This window comes from Xanthomonas sp. CFBP 7698 (genome assembly GCF_003600855.1).
In the GTDB taxonomy this organism is placed as follows: Bacteria; Pseudomonadota; Gammaproteobacteria; order Xanthomonadales; family Xanthomonadaceae; genus Xanthomonas; species Xanthomonas cannabis.
In genome coordinates this window covers 418,068-430,748 of sequence record NZ_PRDN01000002.1, presented here as the reverse complement: position 1 = coordinate 430,748, position 12,681 = coordinate 418,068, and the positions used below count along the sequence as shown (strand labels likewise).

The following is a 12,681-nucleotide window of genomic DNA, read 5'->3' as shown; positions in this document are numbered from 1 at the left end:
GGGCCGGCACCTGTCGGCACGGGCCGGCCGCGCGCATCATAGGGCAAAGGCACACGCAGGTGCCGCAGGGGACACAGATGCACTGCACCACAGTTGGAAGGCAGACAGGCTACTGATGGGCACTCCGGACCTTGGCGCGCCGGCAGCGCCCATGTCGGCGGCAACGTCGCCGCCGCCGCACTGGAGCGGCCAGGCCGGTGCGCTTGCCGCCGGCGCCGGCAGCGCCTTCATCGGCCTGGTGGTGCTGCTGCAATGGCTGCGCGACGACCTGTGGTGGATCGATGCGCAACTGAGCGCCTATCTGCATGGATCCTACGGCCTGCTGCTGCGCACCGCGTATTGCCTGCTGGCGGCGGCAATGGCGTGGCTGGCGGCGGGCGTTTACGCGGCGCTGGCGCCGGTGGCACGCAGCCGCACGGTACTGGGCCTGTTCTGGTGTGCGGCGCTTGGCCTGTGCGCGGTGTCGATCGGCGACAGCTGGATGCCGCAGCTGGCGCCGGATGCGGCACCGATGGTGCACGTGCTGTCGGCGGACGCCACGTTCCTGTGCGTGATCGCTGCGGTCTTGCTGCAATCGTGGTATTTCCGCCGCGATCGGGCGTGGCGCGCGCATTTTGTCGGCGCTTTCGCGTTGGGCTGGGCAGCGTTCGCGGCCTTGCTGTTCCATGTCACGGTCAGCGGCGCGCCGCTGGGCATCAGCCAGAAGATCGCCATCGTGCTGATCGTGGTCTGGATGGTGCGGGTCGGGCTGTGGCTGCGGCGCGTCGCGCGGGATGGGGCTGCACGCCTCGCGCATTCGCGGGACAATGGCCGGGTCCACCAACCGTAGGAAGTCAGAAATGCTGCAGCGATTCGATGCGGGTCCGCGTATGTCCGAGATGACCGTCCATGGCGGCGTGTGTTACCTGGCCGGCCAGATTGCCGAAGACACCAGCGAAGACATCACCGGGCAGACCCGCCAGGTGCTGGGCGAGATCGACAAGCTGCTGGCGCTGGCCGCCAGCGACAAGACCAAGATCCTGCGCGCCGAAATCTACCTGGCCGACATTGCCGACTTCGACGGCATGAACGCCGCCTGGGACGAATGGGTACCGCATGGCTTCACCCCGGCGCGTGCCACCGTCGAGGCCAGGTTGGCGCGGCCGGAATGGAAAGTGGAAATCGTGATCACCGCCGCGGCGGGCTGATCGCACGATTCGCCGCGGCGATCGAGCGGCTGCACGGGGCAAGGCGCCGCCCCGTGCACGGAAGTGCATGCACTGCGGTTCCGAGTGCGTGCCGCCTCCGATGCCTGCGACGCCAGCCATCACTGCACGCCTGTGCCAACCGCCGCGGACGATCAGCGCTTGACGAAGCGGTAGTGCGCCACGCCCCATTCGCGGCCCTGGTCGTAGCCGAACAGTTCCGCGCAGGCCAGCCAGAACATGCGCCAGCGCTGCCACCAACGCTGCGCGTCATCGCCATAGGTCTGGCGCAGCAACGGCATGATCTGGTCGCGGTGGCGGTCCTGGTTTTCCAGCCAGGCATTGGCGGTCTTTTCGTAATGCTCGCCCGACAGCACCCAGCGCTGTTCGATGACCACGTCCTGCTGAAAATGCAGCAGCGTATCGGCTGCCGGCATCAGCCCGCCGGTGAAGAAATGCCGCCCCATCCAGTTGTCTTCGCCGGCCACTTCGAACGGGTAGGCCAGATCGCGGTGGCAGAAGATATGCACGAACAACTTGCCGCCCGGCGCCAGCCAACTGCCCACGCGTGCCAGCAGGTCGCGGTAATTGCGCATGTGCTCGAACATCTCCACCGAGACCACGCGGTCGAAGTTGCCGGGTGGCAGCGCCAGTGCGTTGACGTCGGCGGTGATCACCTGCACGTTGCCCAGGCCGCGGATGCGGCACTGCTCCAGGATATGCGCGCGCTGCGGGCGTGAGTTGGACACCGCCGTGATGGTGGCATTGGGGTAACGCTCGGCCATCCACAGGGTCAGCGAGCCCCAGCCGCAGCCCAGCTCCAGGATGCGCTGGCCGTCGGCCAGTTCGGCGCGCTCGCCGTACAGCGCCAGCATGCGTTCTTCGGCCGCATCCAGATCCGGCGTGCTCGCATCCCAGTAGCAACTGCTGTACTTCAGCCGCTTGCCCAGGCACAGGGTGAAGAACTGCGGCGGCAATTCGTAGTGCTGGCGATTGGCCGCATCGGTTTCGATGGCGATGGCGCTGGCGCGCAGGCTGTCGATGAAGGCGCGCTGGCGCTCGCCGTTGGCATCGGCATCGTGGCCGCGCTCATCGCGCAGGCGCTGCGCGCACAGACGGCGGATGCCGTAGCGCAATGCGGCGTCGGGCAGCACCCCCGATTCGGCCAGGCGGGTGGCAAAGGCTTCTTCGGGCAGCGAGGAGGGCGGGGCGGTGACGGTGGACATGCAACTCTCCAGGCAACTCAGGACGAAGGGGGAAGCGGGAAAAACGCACTGGTGGTGCGCTGGTAGTGCGCGTAGTCCTCGCCACGCGAGCGCAGTGCCTGCTGCTCGGTGTAGGGAATACCGGTGAAGCGATACAGGAACACGAACATCACCACCGGCCCGAGCGCGCATAGCGCCAACGGCCAGGGCCCGGCCCCGACCGCCAGCGCCAGATAGGCAAACCAGTGCACGAACTCGAAAAAATAATTGGGGTGGCGCGAGTAGCGCCACAGCCCCTTGCGGCAGGTGGTGCCGCGATTGGCCGGGTTGGCCTTGTGCGCCGAGAGCTGCCGATCGGCCAGGGCCTCGCCACCCACGGCGATCAACCACACCACGATCGCGATACCGCTCCACACGCTCCAATGCGGCTCCGGATTGCTTGCTGCAGCCAGGAACGGCACCGCAAACAACACCACCACCACCGCCTGCGCCAGGAAGAAGCCGAGAAACTTGGCCTGGTTGCCGTTCCAATGCTCACGCAATGCGCGGTAGCGGCCGTCTTCGTGCGGGTCGCCGAACACGCGCACACCCAGGTGCCAGGCCAGGCGCGCGCCCCAGACGCCGCCGAGCACCGCCACCAGCACGCGCGGCAACGGCGCGCCGTCGGCCATCCACGCGCAATAGGGCGCGGCCAGCGCCAGGCAGCCGGCCCACAACACATCCACCGGGCCTGCATTGCCGCTGCGGCGCTGCCACAGCCAGCCCAGCACCATCACCCCCGTGGCAAATAGCGCGACATGCAGCAGCGGCCAGGCAGTCATTGCAGTTCTCCGGTCATGGTCTGCGGCAATGGTCGCGCCAGGCGCTGTGCATACAGCGACAACACGCCGCAGGCCAGGCCCCAGCCAACACTCAGCGCGAGCGCGGCATGCAGTTGCGGCGGCAACAACTCCACCGCATGCCAGCTGCGTTGCGCCAGCCAGTAGGACACCGGCCCGAACACCGCGCCGAGCAGCACCGCCAGCCATGTCCGCTGCATCACGCTGCGCAAGGAGTGGTTGAGCGTGAGCGCAAAGCCCAGCCACAACGCCAGGATCCACGGCGGCGCCAGCACGCTGCCGGGCCAGGGCGCGGCGTAACGCAGCCAGCCGCCGGCGGCCAGGGTGGTATCCAGCAACAGCCCCAGCGACAGGCCGGCAACCATCAACTGCACATCGCCCGCAGCGCGTCGCGACGGCCACAGCTGATAAAAGGCAAACAGCGCCAGCACCAGCAGCGTGGGCCACACCCGCGCATGCGCGGCGGCGCTGACGGCTACCAGCCACAGCACCTGCAGGCCGAGATAGTTGCCGAGTTGCTTCATGCGCCCGCAAGGCCCGGCACGAACTGCGGTGGACGTGCGCCGGGCTTGCTCAGCCACAGGTGCACGTCGCCGATCGAGCGCTCCAGAAAGCCGGCCTCGCAATAGGCCAGATAGAATTCCCACATGCGGATGAAGCGCTCGTCGTAGCCCAGCGCACGCACTTGCGGCAGTTGCGCCATGAAACGCTGCCGCCAGGCGCGCAAGGTCAGCGCATAGCTGGGGCCGATGTCTTCCAGATTTAACAGCCGCAGGTCGCTGGCGCGTGCGATCGCTCCGGTCATCGCCGCCACCGACGGGATGAAGCTGCCGGGGAAGATGTGGCGCTTGATGAAGTCCACCGAATGCAACGCCTGCTTGTAGCGATGATCTTCGATGGTGATGGCCTGGATCAGCGCTTCGCCGTCGTCGGCCAGCAGGCTGCCGACCTTGGCAAAATAAGTGTCCAGATACTGGTGGCCAATCGCCTCGATCATCTCGATCGAAACCACGCGGTCGAACCGGCCTTGCAGGTCGCGGTAGTCGCTCAGCAACACGGTGACCCGGTCGCCCAGGCCGGCATCGGCGATGCGTTGCGTGGCTAGGTCGAACTGCTCGCGCGAAATGGTGGTGGTGGTGACGCGACAGCCGTGCTCGCGCGCGGCATGCAGGGCAAAACCGCCCCAGCCAGTGCCGATCTCCACCACGTGATGCTGCGGACCCAGGCGCAGTTTCTGGCAGATGCGTTCGAGCTTGCGGGTGGCGGCGCGTTCCAGGGCCGCCTCGCCCTGCGCTTCTTCGCCATCGACGAAGATCGCCGAGGAGTACATCAGGTTCTCATCCAGGAACAGCTTGAACAGCGGGTTGCCCAGGTCGTAATGCGCAGCGATGTTGCGGCGGCTGCCGCTGCGGGTGTTGCGGGCTAGCGCGTGCAGGCTGCGCATCGCCCAGCCACCGATGCGTGCGGTGCCGGTTTCCATTGCATCGAGCCGCGCGCGGTTGCGCAGCAGCAGGCGCATCAGCGCGACCAGGTCGTCGCACTGCCACTGGCCATCCATGTACGACTCGCCGGCGCCCACGCTGCCGTTGAGCGCAGCCTGGCGATAGAAGCCGGGGTCGATGACGCGCAACTGCACCTGCAACGCCTGCGCGCCGCTGGCGTTGCCGAGCGTGGTGACGCCGTCGGCCTCGTGCAGGTGCAGTTGCCCGTCGCGGAGCTCGCCGAGTGTGGCCAGCAGGCGCTTGCGCAACAGGCGGTCCGTCCAGGAGGCCGCGCGCGGCGCAGCGGTATCGGGCAGGGACGTGGCGTTCATCGGGGATCTCGCACAGGCGGATGGGGATGGTCGTGGACCGGGTTGCCGCGCAGCCACAGGCGCAGTGCCTGCCAGTGGATGGCGACCACCACCTGCACGGTCATCAGGGGATAAGCGAACAAGGTGCGCGCCAGGGTGCGCGCAGTCAGCGGCTGGCGTTGCAGCACCAAGGTGGCATCGAAGCGGCGCACCGGGCTGTTGTCGATGGCGCCCGCGGCATCGTCGTCGAGCGCATCCAGCACGTCCATGTGCACACGCAGCTGCGCATCCGGCACGCTGAAGCGCCAGTCGTAGCGATGCTGCATGCCCATGAACGGCGACACGTGGAAGCGCTTATCGAAGCGCCATGCGTGCACATCGCGATAGGTACGCGCCTGTGCGACGGGCAGCACGTAGGTGTGCCGTTGTTGCCACGGTGTGTTGGTGATCTCCGCCACGATCCAGCGCAGCGCATCGTGGCGATCGAAGCAGTAATAGAAGCTCACCGGGTTGAACACATGCCCGAAGTAACGCAGATGCGTCAGCAGGCGGATCGCGCCCTCCGGGCGCTCGCCGGTGTGCGCGTGCACGCACGCACGTACCGCCTCGTCCAGCGGAATCTGCGGGTCGCCGAGATAATCGCTGCGGCGAAATTGCGCGAGATTGGCCCGGCCCACCGACCACAACCAGCGGTGCGCAAACACCCGATCCAGCTCGGACAGGTCCAGGTACATCAGGAACAGGCGATAGCGGAAATCCAGCGGCTTGGGCACGAAGCGCCGATGCCGCACCCATCCGGTATAGACCGCGCTGCGCAGTGTGCCTGCCATGCTGGCGGAGCCGCTGTCCTCACCGGGAGGCAGCGGCACGGCCCCCTGGCCGGCTTCGCGCAGCAACTGCATCACCAGCTCACTCCCAGCGCGTGCGCCACGTCCGCGCCGCTGCGCAGGCCGTCTTCATGGAAACCGAAGCCCCATGCGGCGCCGGCAAACCAGGTGTGCTGCACGCCCTGGATCTCGGCCTTGCGGCCCTGTGCCGCGAGTGCGGCCGCGTTCTGCACCGGGTGGCGATAGCGCATGCGTCGCAGCACCTTGTCCGGGTCGATGTCGTGATCGCGATTGAGGCTGACGATGAACGGCTGCGGCGATTCGATCGACTGCAGCGCGTTCATCCAGTAACTCACCGTGCAGGGTGCCTGCGGGTCGGCTGGTACGTGCGCATTCCACGCCGCCCAGGCACGCCGGTCGCGCGGCAGCACGCGGGCATCGGTGTGCAGCACGGTGTCGTTGTCCTGGTAGGTGATCCCGCCCAGGATCTGTCGCTCGGCATCGGTTGCATCGCTGAGCAATGCCAGCGCATCGTCGGCGTGGCAGGCCAGGACGACTTCATCGAAGTGTTCCTGGCCGCGCGAGGACGTCAACACCACGCCATCGGGCGCGCGCCGGATCGCGTGCACCGGCGTGGAGAGCCGCTCCAGCACCTGCCAACGCCGACGCAGCGCACGCACGTAGCTGTTGGAGCCGCCGCGCACCACCTGCCATTGCGGCCGGCCGCTGATCTGCAGCATGTGATGGTTGGCCATGAAGCCGATCAGCTGGCCCATCGGAAATTCAAGGATGGTCCGCGACGGCGAGGACCACAGCGCCGATGCCATCGGCACCAGGTGCTGGTCGCGGAACGCTGCCGAGTAGCCATGCCGCTGCAGATACGCGCCCAGGGTGCTGAAGCGCTCCTCGCTGTGCAGTACCGCCGGCGCCTGGCGGTAGAACCGGCGCAGGTCGGCCAGCATGCCCCAGAAGCGCGGGCTGAGCAGATTGCGGCGCTGGCAGAACAGCCCGTCCAGCGTGCCGGCGTTGTATTCCAGCCCGCTGCCGGCATCGTGCACCGAAAAACTCATCGTGGTCGGCTGGGCGGCCACGTGCAGTTCGGCAAACAGGCGGGTGAGCAACGGATAGTGCTGCGGGTTGAACACGATGAAGCCGCTGTCCACCGCATAGCGCTGACCGTCCAGCTGGAGGTCATGCGTATGCGTGTGACCGCCCAGGTAATCCGCCGCCTCGAACAAGGTGACTTCGTAACGACGCGACAACAGCCACGCGGCGCCCAGGCCGGCAATCCCGCTGCCGACCACGGCAATCTGGCCCTCGCTCATCGCGACACCCGCTGCGCGCGGCGGGTGAGTATGGCCGGCATCGGCTTGAGATCCCACACCAGCCCAACCCACGACATCGCCTTGAGGCCGTACCAGGTCATGTCGTACTCCCACCATCGCATGCCTTGCCGCGCCGAGCCGGGGAAGAAATGGTGGTTGTTGTGCCAACCTTCGCCGAAGGTGATCAGCGCCAGCAGCCAGTTGTTGCGGCTGTCGTCGCGCGTGTCGAAGCGGCGGCTGCCGAAGCGGTGCGCCAGCGAATTGATGGTGAACGTTGCATGGAACAGCGCCACGGTCGAAATCGCGAACCCCCACACCAGCAGCTGCGGCCCGGTGGTCTGCAGCACCGGCGCCGCATCGGCCAGCCAGTCGCCAAGCAGGTACAGCCCCAGCGCCAGCAGCACCGGCATCACGATGTCGAAGCGGTCGAGAAAGCGCAGCTCGGCAAACCGGCGCAGATCCGGGATCACCTCCCAGTCGGTGCGGAAGTTGCACGGGGTCAGGAACCAGCCGGTATGGCTCCACCAGAAGCCATGCTGGGCCGGCGAATGCGGGTCGCGGCCGGTGTCGGTATGCCGATGATGGTTGCGGTGATGCGCCGCCCACCACAGCGGCCCGCGCTGCACGCAGGTGGCGCCAATGGCCGCAAACACGAACTGCAGCACGCGCGAGGTCTTGAACGCGCGATGCGAGAAATAGCGGTGATAGAACCCGGTAAGGGCGAACATGCGCAGCGCATACAGCGCCAACGCCGTGCCGACCGCAAACCACGACGCGCCCACCCAGAACACCGCCAGGCAGGCCACATGCAGCGCAATGAAGGGCAGGGCACGCAGCCAGTCGATCCGGTCGGCGCGCGCCTCGTCCAGCGGCTCATCGGTTTGCGAATCTACCCAGCGGCGCAGGCTGCCGACACGGGACGCAACCCAGCCACGGCGCTGCGTGGATGGCGGCTGGGGCGGTGCAGCGCGAGGGTCGAGTTCAGTACTCGGCACGCATGAATCTCCATGGATAGTCGTGACCCTCTACGGAAACGGCCGGCCAATAGATGCACCAGCCCGCTTGATCGTCGCATGCATGGATGAGGCCCGGTTGGCTGCGCCAGGCAATCGCGCAACGCGCACACCAATGTGTGCGCCCAGTATCACTGACGCGGATGAGGCTGCTTGTGAAAGACGCTGCGCAGACAGGGACGCATGCCAAGCAGATCGGCCCGCCTTACGCAGGCCGGACGGCCCCCTGTCGACGGGAGCCGGCGCGGGCCAATGCACTGCGAAGACGGTTGGCTACCACCTGCTGCGCACCGTCATGCGACGCGCAGCAGGTGGGTGCCACGATGGATCAGGGCGCCATTGCCAGCGTGCTGATGCCACCCTTGGCGACCACGGTGCCGGTGGCCACGCCACCCGGTGCACCGCCCGGTGGCTCCAGCGTCACGGCCAGGATCGCCTCGTTGCTCAGCATGGGCATCAGCTGATCGGGAATCTGCGCGCGACGTGCGCGCTGGTCGTCGAAGGTGCCCATCGAATGCGCCTTGCCGTCGGGAGTGATCAGCCACAGCTCCGGCACCTTGTCGGCGGTGGCGGTGCGATCCAGTGGCGTCACGGTGATGGTGTGCTTGTCGGCATCCATCAGCGCCACATAACCCGGCCGGCCGTCCTCGGTGGCGAGGGTGGACGTCATGGCGATGCCGGTGGCTGGCGGCGGCGTGACTGCAGGCGGGGTGACCGGCGTCTGCACCACAGGCCCCGAGGTCGGTGGCGGCACCGGTGCCTGCGGCGTGCGCAAGGTCAGCAGTGCGAGCACGCAGACGGCCGCTGTGGCAACGCCACCCGCGCTGGCCCAGCGCCAGAACCGCACGTTGTTCCACAACGGCGCGACCGGCGCGGTGGTCATGGCCGGCGTTGCCGAAGGCACGGCACGGAGCGGGGTGTCGAAGCCCAGGCTCTGGCGCACCTGCGCCCAGACCTGGTCGGGGGGCGTCACCGCGGCGATTTCTTCCAGTAATGGCGCCAGATGCGCCTGCCACTGCAGCACCGCCTGCGCGAACTGACCGTCGGTGGCAATGCGCTGTTCGGCTGCCAGGCGCTCTTCGGCGCTCAGCAGACCCAGTACGTATTCGCCGGCAAGCACGTCGCGCGGCGGTTCCTGGTCGATGGGAAAGGGCGTGCTCATCGTTCCAGACATGCCTTGAGTTTGGCCAGGCCGCGGCGGATCCAGCTCTTGACCGTGCCGATCGGTGTATCGGTGCGCGCGGCGAGTTCTTCGTAGGTGATGCCTTCGAAGAACGCGGTGCGGATCAACTCGCTGCGTGGCGGCTCGAGCTCGGCCAGGCAGTGGTCGATGCGCCGCCGCGTGCTGGCACGCTCGGTGCGCTCCAGCGGCGAGACATCGCCATCGCGCAGTTCACCTGCATCGTCCAGTGCCACGTTGCGGCGCTGCGGCGCGTTGGCGCGCAGGTGATCGATCGCCTTGTTGCGCGCGATCATCGCCAGCCAGGTCAGCCCGCGCGCACGGCTGGGGTCGAACTGGCCGGCCTTGTGCCAGATCAGCGTGAACACGTCCTGCAGCACCTCTTCGGCTTCGGCACGTTGCGGGATCATGCGCAGGCAGACCCCGAACAGTTTGGGCGAGGTCTGCCGGTACAGCGCTTCGAAGGCATGCCGGTCGCCGCCCGCGGTTGCGGTCAGCAGGCGTCCGGTTTCATCGTCGTCGTGGCCAGGAATGGCACTCATGCGGTCGGGCGTTGGGTAAGGTGGGGGCGATGCTACCGGACTGGGCAGGCGCTGTCTGTCACTTGCGCAGCCATAGCAGCACGGCGGCGAGCAGCAGCAGGATCTCCACGCCGGCAAGCGCCACGGTAGGCGCGGAGACCGGCCACAGGCGCGCCAGCGAGACGCTGCGGAACAGCACGATGGGGACGTAGAAGGCCAGTGCGACCAGCAGGCCGGTGCGTGGCTGGTCGATCCAGGCGAAATAGCCGAACAGGAACGCCATGCCCAGCTGCAGGCCGCCATAGATGACCAGATATTCCGACTGGCCGGCCGGCGACAGCTGCGTGTAGCCGACCGCGTTTGCGGTCTTGGTCGGGGAGAGCGTGCACCAGATCGCCAGAACGACGTAGAGCACTGCGTTGATCCAGAGATAGGCTTTTGCCATGACGGTGGTCCTGTACGAGGAATGGGTGCCCGGGCCGTTGTACGCAACGGCGTGTGGTCGGGCGTGAAGATGTGGCGCGTGTGGCTCACGGCGCCTCGCAGCTGCGGGCCAGCGCCTGCTCGCGCGCCTGGCGCAGCTCGTCATCGGTGCTGGCACGCGCAGCGGTGTCCGGGAAAACGATGCGCACCCGCGGATAACGCCCCTGCGCATCGCGCAGGTTGCCGACGCCGCGGAATTCGAGCAGACGCTTGTTGGAGATGGAATAGCGCACCTCCAGCGACGGCACCGCCGCGCCGTACCACGCATCGAGCGAAATGCGCAAACGCCGCTGGCCGCCGCTGTCGCCGATGCGTTCGACCTTGAACGCCAGCTGCCGCTGCAGGCTGGGCAAAACGAAGTCCACGCGCTGCGGGGCGCCGGCGAGTGCGTCCCAGTGGGCGCGCAGATACGCATCGAAGCCGGCATCGATCACGCGCTCGTCTTCGCTGGCCGGCAGTGGCGTATGGCGTTCGGGCTTGCCGGGCTGCTGCTGGAACATTTCGCGCACGCCATCGCGCCGACGCACGCCTTCGCGATAGCCGTCGCGTCCATCCAGCAGGCTGAAGTCGGGCGCGGTGCCGCCGCCTTCGACCTGCTTGCGCGCAAAGGGTTGCCCGTTCGGGCAGCGATACAGCACCAACCGGCCGCCGTCGTCGAGCAGCCAGTGCGATTCGCGATACCGCAGTGCGCCGTTGTCGGCATCGAAGGCATCGCCATCCACGCGCGTGACCGCGGCGGCCGACAGCGGTGCACTGCCCAGCACCAGCAGCAGCAACGGCGGAATCGGCCGGCAGTGTCTGGCCAGCGCGGCAACGGCAGCAGCAAATGGACGCATCGGTGGAGTCCTCGATGGGAGTGCCTAGCAATACGGGCGCGGCCGCAGCACGGATGCGCCGGCGGGGTCAGGACGTTCCTGACTGCATGTAGGACTGGGGCCACCGGTCCGGCGCCGCGCCGGGTCGCGCGGCTGGGAGCGCGCAGGGCCAGTACCGGTGCGCAGGCCGATGCCTAGCCGGCGGCGTGCAGCACGATGCAATCCACCGGGCATGCCGGCAGGCACAGCTCGCAACCGGTGCACAGCGGTGCGATCACCGTGTGCATGTGCTTGGCACCGCCGACGATGGCATCCACCGGGCAGGCCTGGATGCATTTGGTGCAGCCGATGCAATCGGCTTCCACGATCCAGGCCACCTGCGGCGGTTTGTGCGCGCCGCGGCTGCGATCGAAGGGGCGCGCCGGCACATCCAGCACCCGGGCCAGCGCACGTGCGCCGGCATCGCCGCCGGGCGGGCAATGGTCCACGCCGGCGCGCCCATCGGCCATGGCCTGCGCGTACGGGCGGCAGCCGTCGTAGCCGCACTGGCCGCATTGGGTCTGCGGCAGCAGGCGGTCGAGGCGTTCGACCAGATCGGGCGCAGGCGTGTTCATTGCCGCATCAGTGCAGCGGATGGCCGCGAAACCAGCGCTGTTGCGCCAGTGCGAGCATGGGTTTGTCTTCGCGGCTGTCGCCATAGGCATGCACGCACGCATAGTGCGACAGATCGTAGCGCGCGCGGATCTGCGCGGCCTTGTACGGCCCGCAATCGCCCTCGGCATAGCGCCCGCTGAGGCGGCCGCCGTGGTGCTCCAGCCGGTTGCAGATCAGCGACAGCCCGTGTTGCGCGCACCACGGTTGCAGGTACAGATCCAGCGATGCCGACACCAGCACCACTTCGTGCCCCTGCGCCTGATGCCAGTCGATACGCTGCATCATCTCGGCACGCAACACGCCCGGGAGTGCGGTGCGCGCGTAATCGGCGCCATGCGCGACCATCTCGTCCAGCGCGCGGCCACTGAACACCAGGCGCGTCACGCGGGCACGCAAGGCCGCTGCAGACACGATGCCCATGCGATAGCCAAGTACCCAGGGGCCAACCTGCCACTTTGCCGCTGCCACCTGCGCCGGCGCCGCCACCTTGCGCAGGAAGCGCGCGTAGGTGTCGCAGGTGGTGATGGTGTGGTCGAAATCGAACAGGGCCAGGTGCATGGGGGGCTGGGATTTGGGATTTGGGATTGGGGATTCGTGGGAGTTGGGGCGAGAGTCGGTTCGGGAGCGAGAGTTGGTAGCGAGAGTCGGGGGAGGGCGCTGTATTTCTCGGGCCAATCCGCTTTCCCTTCTCCCTGTGGGAGAAGGTGCCCCGCAGGGGCGGATGAGGGTACGGGCGAAGCCACGTGCAGTCTGGCAAGACGTCAGGGCTTCGCACCGTACCCTCACCCCGAGCCCTCTCCCGGCGGGAGAGGGGCTTTCAACCCGGGACGTATGGAGACGGGC

The 12,681-nt window shown here is 67.6% G+C and carries 15 protein-coding genes; 2 read left to right on the top strand and 13 right to left on the bottom strand.

The window, feature by feature from the left end; all coding sequences use genetic code 11:
• Positions 1 to 151 precede the first annotated feature (151 nt).
• Positions 152 to 829, top strand: coding sequence for a DUF998 domain-containing protein (locus XnspCFBP7698_RS09720; RefSeq protein WP_104581609.1), 678 nt, complete (start codon positions 152 to 154; stop codon positions 827 to 829).
• A gap of 10 nt (positions 830 to 839) precedes the next feature.
• The gene (locus XnspCFBP7698_RS09715) at positions 840 to 1,187 is read left to right on the top strand and encodes a RidA family protein (protein WP_039412318.1); all 348 of its coding nucleotides are present in this window, start codon (positions 840 to 842) and stop codon (positions 1,185 to 1,187) included.
• A gap of 152 nt (positions 1,188 to 1,339) precedes the next feature.
• Here XnspCFBP7698_RS09715 and XnspCFBP7698_RS09710 read toward each other — a convergent pair whose 3' ends face one another.
• From XnspCFBP7698_RS09710 to XnspCFBP7698_RS09650, 13 genes are all read right to left on the bottom strand, one after another.
• A complete protein-coding gene (locus XnspCFBP7698_RS09710) occupies positions 1,340 to 2,410 on the bottom strand; it encodes a cyclopropane-fatty-acyl-phospholipid synthase family protein (protein WP_047693688.1) in 1,071 nt (356 codons plus the stop codon).
• A gap of 17 nt (positions 2,411 to 2,427) precedes the next feature.
• Positions 2,428 to 3,210, bottom strand: coding sequence for a DUF1295 domain-containing protein (locus XnspCFBP7698_RS09705; protein ID WP_104581577.1), 783 nt, complete (start codon positions 3,208 to 3,210; stop codon positions 2,428 to 2,430).
• Positions 3,207 to 3,752, bottom strand: a complete 546-nt coding sequence (locus XnspCFBP7698_RS09700) for a DUF2878 domain-containing protein (protein WP_047693684.1) — start codon at positions 3,750 to 3,752, stop codon at positions 3,207 to 3,209. Before XnspCFBP7698_RS09700 ends, XnspCFBP7698_RS09705 begins: the two co-directional genes overlap by 4 nt.
• On the bottom strand, positions 3,749 to 5,041 hold the full coding sequence (locus XnspCFBP7698_RS09695) for a class I SAM-dependent methyltransferase (RefSeq protein ID WP_104581578.1): 1,293 nt from the start codon (positions 5,039 to 5,041) through the stop codon (positions 3,749 to 3,751). The genes XnspCFBP7698_RS09700 and XnspCFBP7698_RS09695 overlap by 4 nt, the downstream gene beginning before the upstream one ends.
• On the bottom strand, positions 5,038 to 5,922 hold the full coding sequence (locus XnspCFBP7698_RS09690; protein WP_104581579.1) for a DUF1365 domain-containing protein: 885 nt from the start codon (positions 5,920 to 5,922) through the stop codon (positions 5,038 to 5,040). Before XnspCFBP7698_RS09690 ends, XnspCFBP7698_RS09695 begins: the two co-directional genes overlap by 4 nt.
• Complete coding sequence (locus XnspCFBP7698_RS09685; RefSeq protein ID WP_104581580.1) at positions 5,922 to 7,172, bottom strand: FAD-dependent oxidoreductase; 1,251 nt, start codon at positions 7,170 to 7,172, stop codon at positions 5,922 to 5,924. The genes XnspCFBP7698_RS09690 and XnspCFBP7698_RS09685 overlap by 1 nt, the downstream gene beginning before the upstream one ends.
• On the bottom strand, positions 7,169 to 8,167 hold the full coding sequence (locus tag XnspCFBP7698_RS09680) for an acyl-CoA desaturase (RefSeq protein ID WP_104581581.1): 999 nt from the start codon (positions 8,165 to 8,167) through the stop codon (positions 7,169 to 7,171). Before XnspCFBP7698_RS09680 ends, XnspCFBP7698_RS09685 begins: the two co-directional genes overlap by 4 nt.
• Positions 8,168 to 8,513: 346 nt before the next feature.
• Positions 8,514 to 9,347, bottom strand: coding sequence for an anti-sigma factor (locus tag XnspCFBP7698_RS09675; RefSeq protein WP_199680131.1), 834 nt, complete (start codon positions 9,345 to 9,347; stop codon positions 8,514 to 8,516).
• Positions 9,344 to 9,907: a sigma-70 family RNA polymerase sigma factor gene (locus tag XnspCFBP7698_RS09670; RefSeq protein ID WP_039412353.1), complete on the bottom strand. Its 564-nt coding sequence runs from the start codon at positions 9,905 to 9,907 to the stop codon at positions 9,344 to 9,346. The genes XnspCFBP7698_RS09675 and XnspCFBP7698_RS09670 overlap by 4 nt, the downstream gene beginning before the upstream one ends.
• 58 nt (positions 9,908 to 9,965) lie before the next feature.
• The gene (locus XnspCFBP7698_RS09665) at positions 9,966 to 10,331 is read right to left on the bottom strand and encodes a DUF4345 family protein (protein WP_047693671.1); all 366 of its coding nucleotides are present in this window, start codon (positions 10,329 to 10,331) and stop codon (positions 9,966 to 9,968) included.
• Positions 10,332 to 10,416: 85 nt separating this feature from the next.
• Positions 10,417 to 11,205 carry a hypothetical protein gene (locus tag XnspCFBP7698_RS09660; protein WP_104581583.1) on the bottom strand — a complete coding sequence of 263 codons (789 nt, stop codon included), beginning with the start codon at positions 11,203 to 11,205 and terminating at the stop codon, positions 10,417 to 10,419.
• A gap of 173 nt (positions 11,206 to 11,378) precedes the next feature.
• The gene (rnfB, locus tag XnspCFBP7698_RS09655; protein WP_104581584.1) at positions 11,379 to 11,798 is read right to left on the bottom strand and encodes an Rnf electron transport complex subunit RnfB; all 420 of its coding nucleotides are present in this window, start codon (positions 11,796 to 11,798) and stop codon (positions 11,379 to 11,381) included.
• Between the two features lie 7 nt (positions 11,799 to 11,805).
• Positions 11,806 to 12,396, bottom strand: a complete 591-nt coding sequence (locus XnspCFBP7698_RS09650; RefSeq protein WP_047693667.1) for an HAD family hydrolase — start codon at positions 12,394 to 12,396, stop codon at positions 11,806 to 11,808.
• Positions 12,397 to 12,681: the final 285 nt, after the last annotated feature.

Excerpts from the sequence above, each read along its gene's own strand:
- XnspCFBP7698_RS09720 (WP_104581609.1), top strand. The coding sequence starts at position 152 with ATGTCGGCGGCAACGTCGCCGCCGCCGCACTGGAGCGGCCAGGCCGGT.
- XnspCFBP7698_RS09715 (WP_039412318.1), top strand. The coding sequence starts at position 840 with ATGCTGCAGCGATTCGATGCGGGTCCGCGTATGTCCGAGATGACCGTC.
- XnspCFBP7698_RS09710 (WP_047693688.1), bottom strand. The coding sequence starts at position 2,410 with ATGTCCACCGTCACCGCCCCGCCCTCCTCGCTGCCCGAAGAAGCCTTT.
- XnspCFBP7698_RS09705 (WP_104581577.1), bottom strand. The coding sequence starts at position 3,210 with ATGACTGCCTGGCCGCTGCTGCATGTCGCGCTATTTGCCACGGGGGTG.
- XnspCFBP7698_RS09700 (WP_047693684.1), bottom strand. The coding sequence starts at position 3,752 with ATGAAGCAACTCGGCAACTATCTCGGCCTGCAGGTGCTGTGGCTGGTA.
- XnspCFBP7698_RS09695 (WP_104581578.1), bottom strand. The coding sequence starts at position 5,041 with ATGAACGCCACGTCCCTGCCCGATACCGCTGCGCCGCGCGCGGCCTCC.
- XnspCFBP7698_RS09690 (WP_104581579.1), bottom strand. The coding sequence starts at position 5,922 with ATGCAGTTGCTGCGCGAAGCCGGCCAGGGGGCCGTGCCGCTGCCTCCC.
- XnspCFBP7698_RS09685 (WP_104581580.1), bottom strand. The coding sequence starts at position 7,172 with ATGAGCGAGGGCCAGATTGCCGTGGTCGGCAGCGGGATTGCCGGCCTG.
- XnspCFBP7698_RS09675 (WP_199680131.1), bottom strand. The coding sequence starts at position 9,347 with ATGAGCACGCCCTTTCCCATCGACCAGGAACCGCCGCGCGACGTGCTT.
- XnspCFBP7698_RS09670 (WP_039412353.1), bottom strand. The coding sequence starts at position 9,907 with ATGAGTGCCATTCCTGGCCACGACGACGATGAAACCGGACGCCTGCTG.
- XnspCFBP7698_RS09665 (WP_047693671.1), bottom strand. The coding sequence starts at position 10,331 with ATGGCAAAAGCCTATCTCTGGATCAACGCAGTGCTCTACGTCGTTCTG.
- XnspCFBP7698_RS09660 (WP_104581583.1), bottom strand. The coding sequence starts at position 11,205 with ATGCGTCCATTTGCTGCTGCCGTTGCCGCGCTGGCCAGACACTGCCGG.
- rnfB (WP_104581584.1), bottom strand. The coding sequence starts at position 11,798 with ATGAACACGCCTGCGCCCGATCTGGTCGAACGCCTCGACCGCCTGCTG.
- XnspCFBP7698_RS09650 (WP_047693667.1), bottom strand. The coding sequence starts at position 12,396 with ATGCACCTGGCCCTGTTCGATTTCGACCACACCATCACCACCTGCGAC.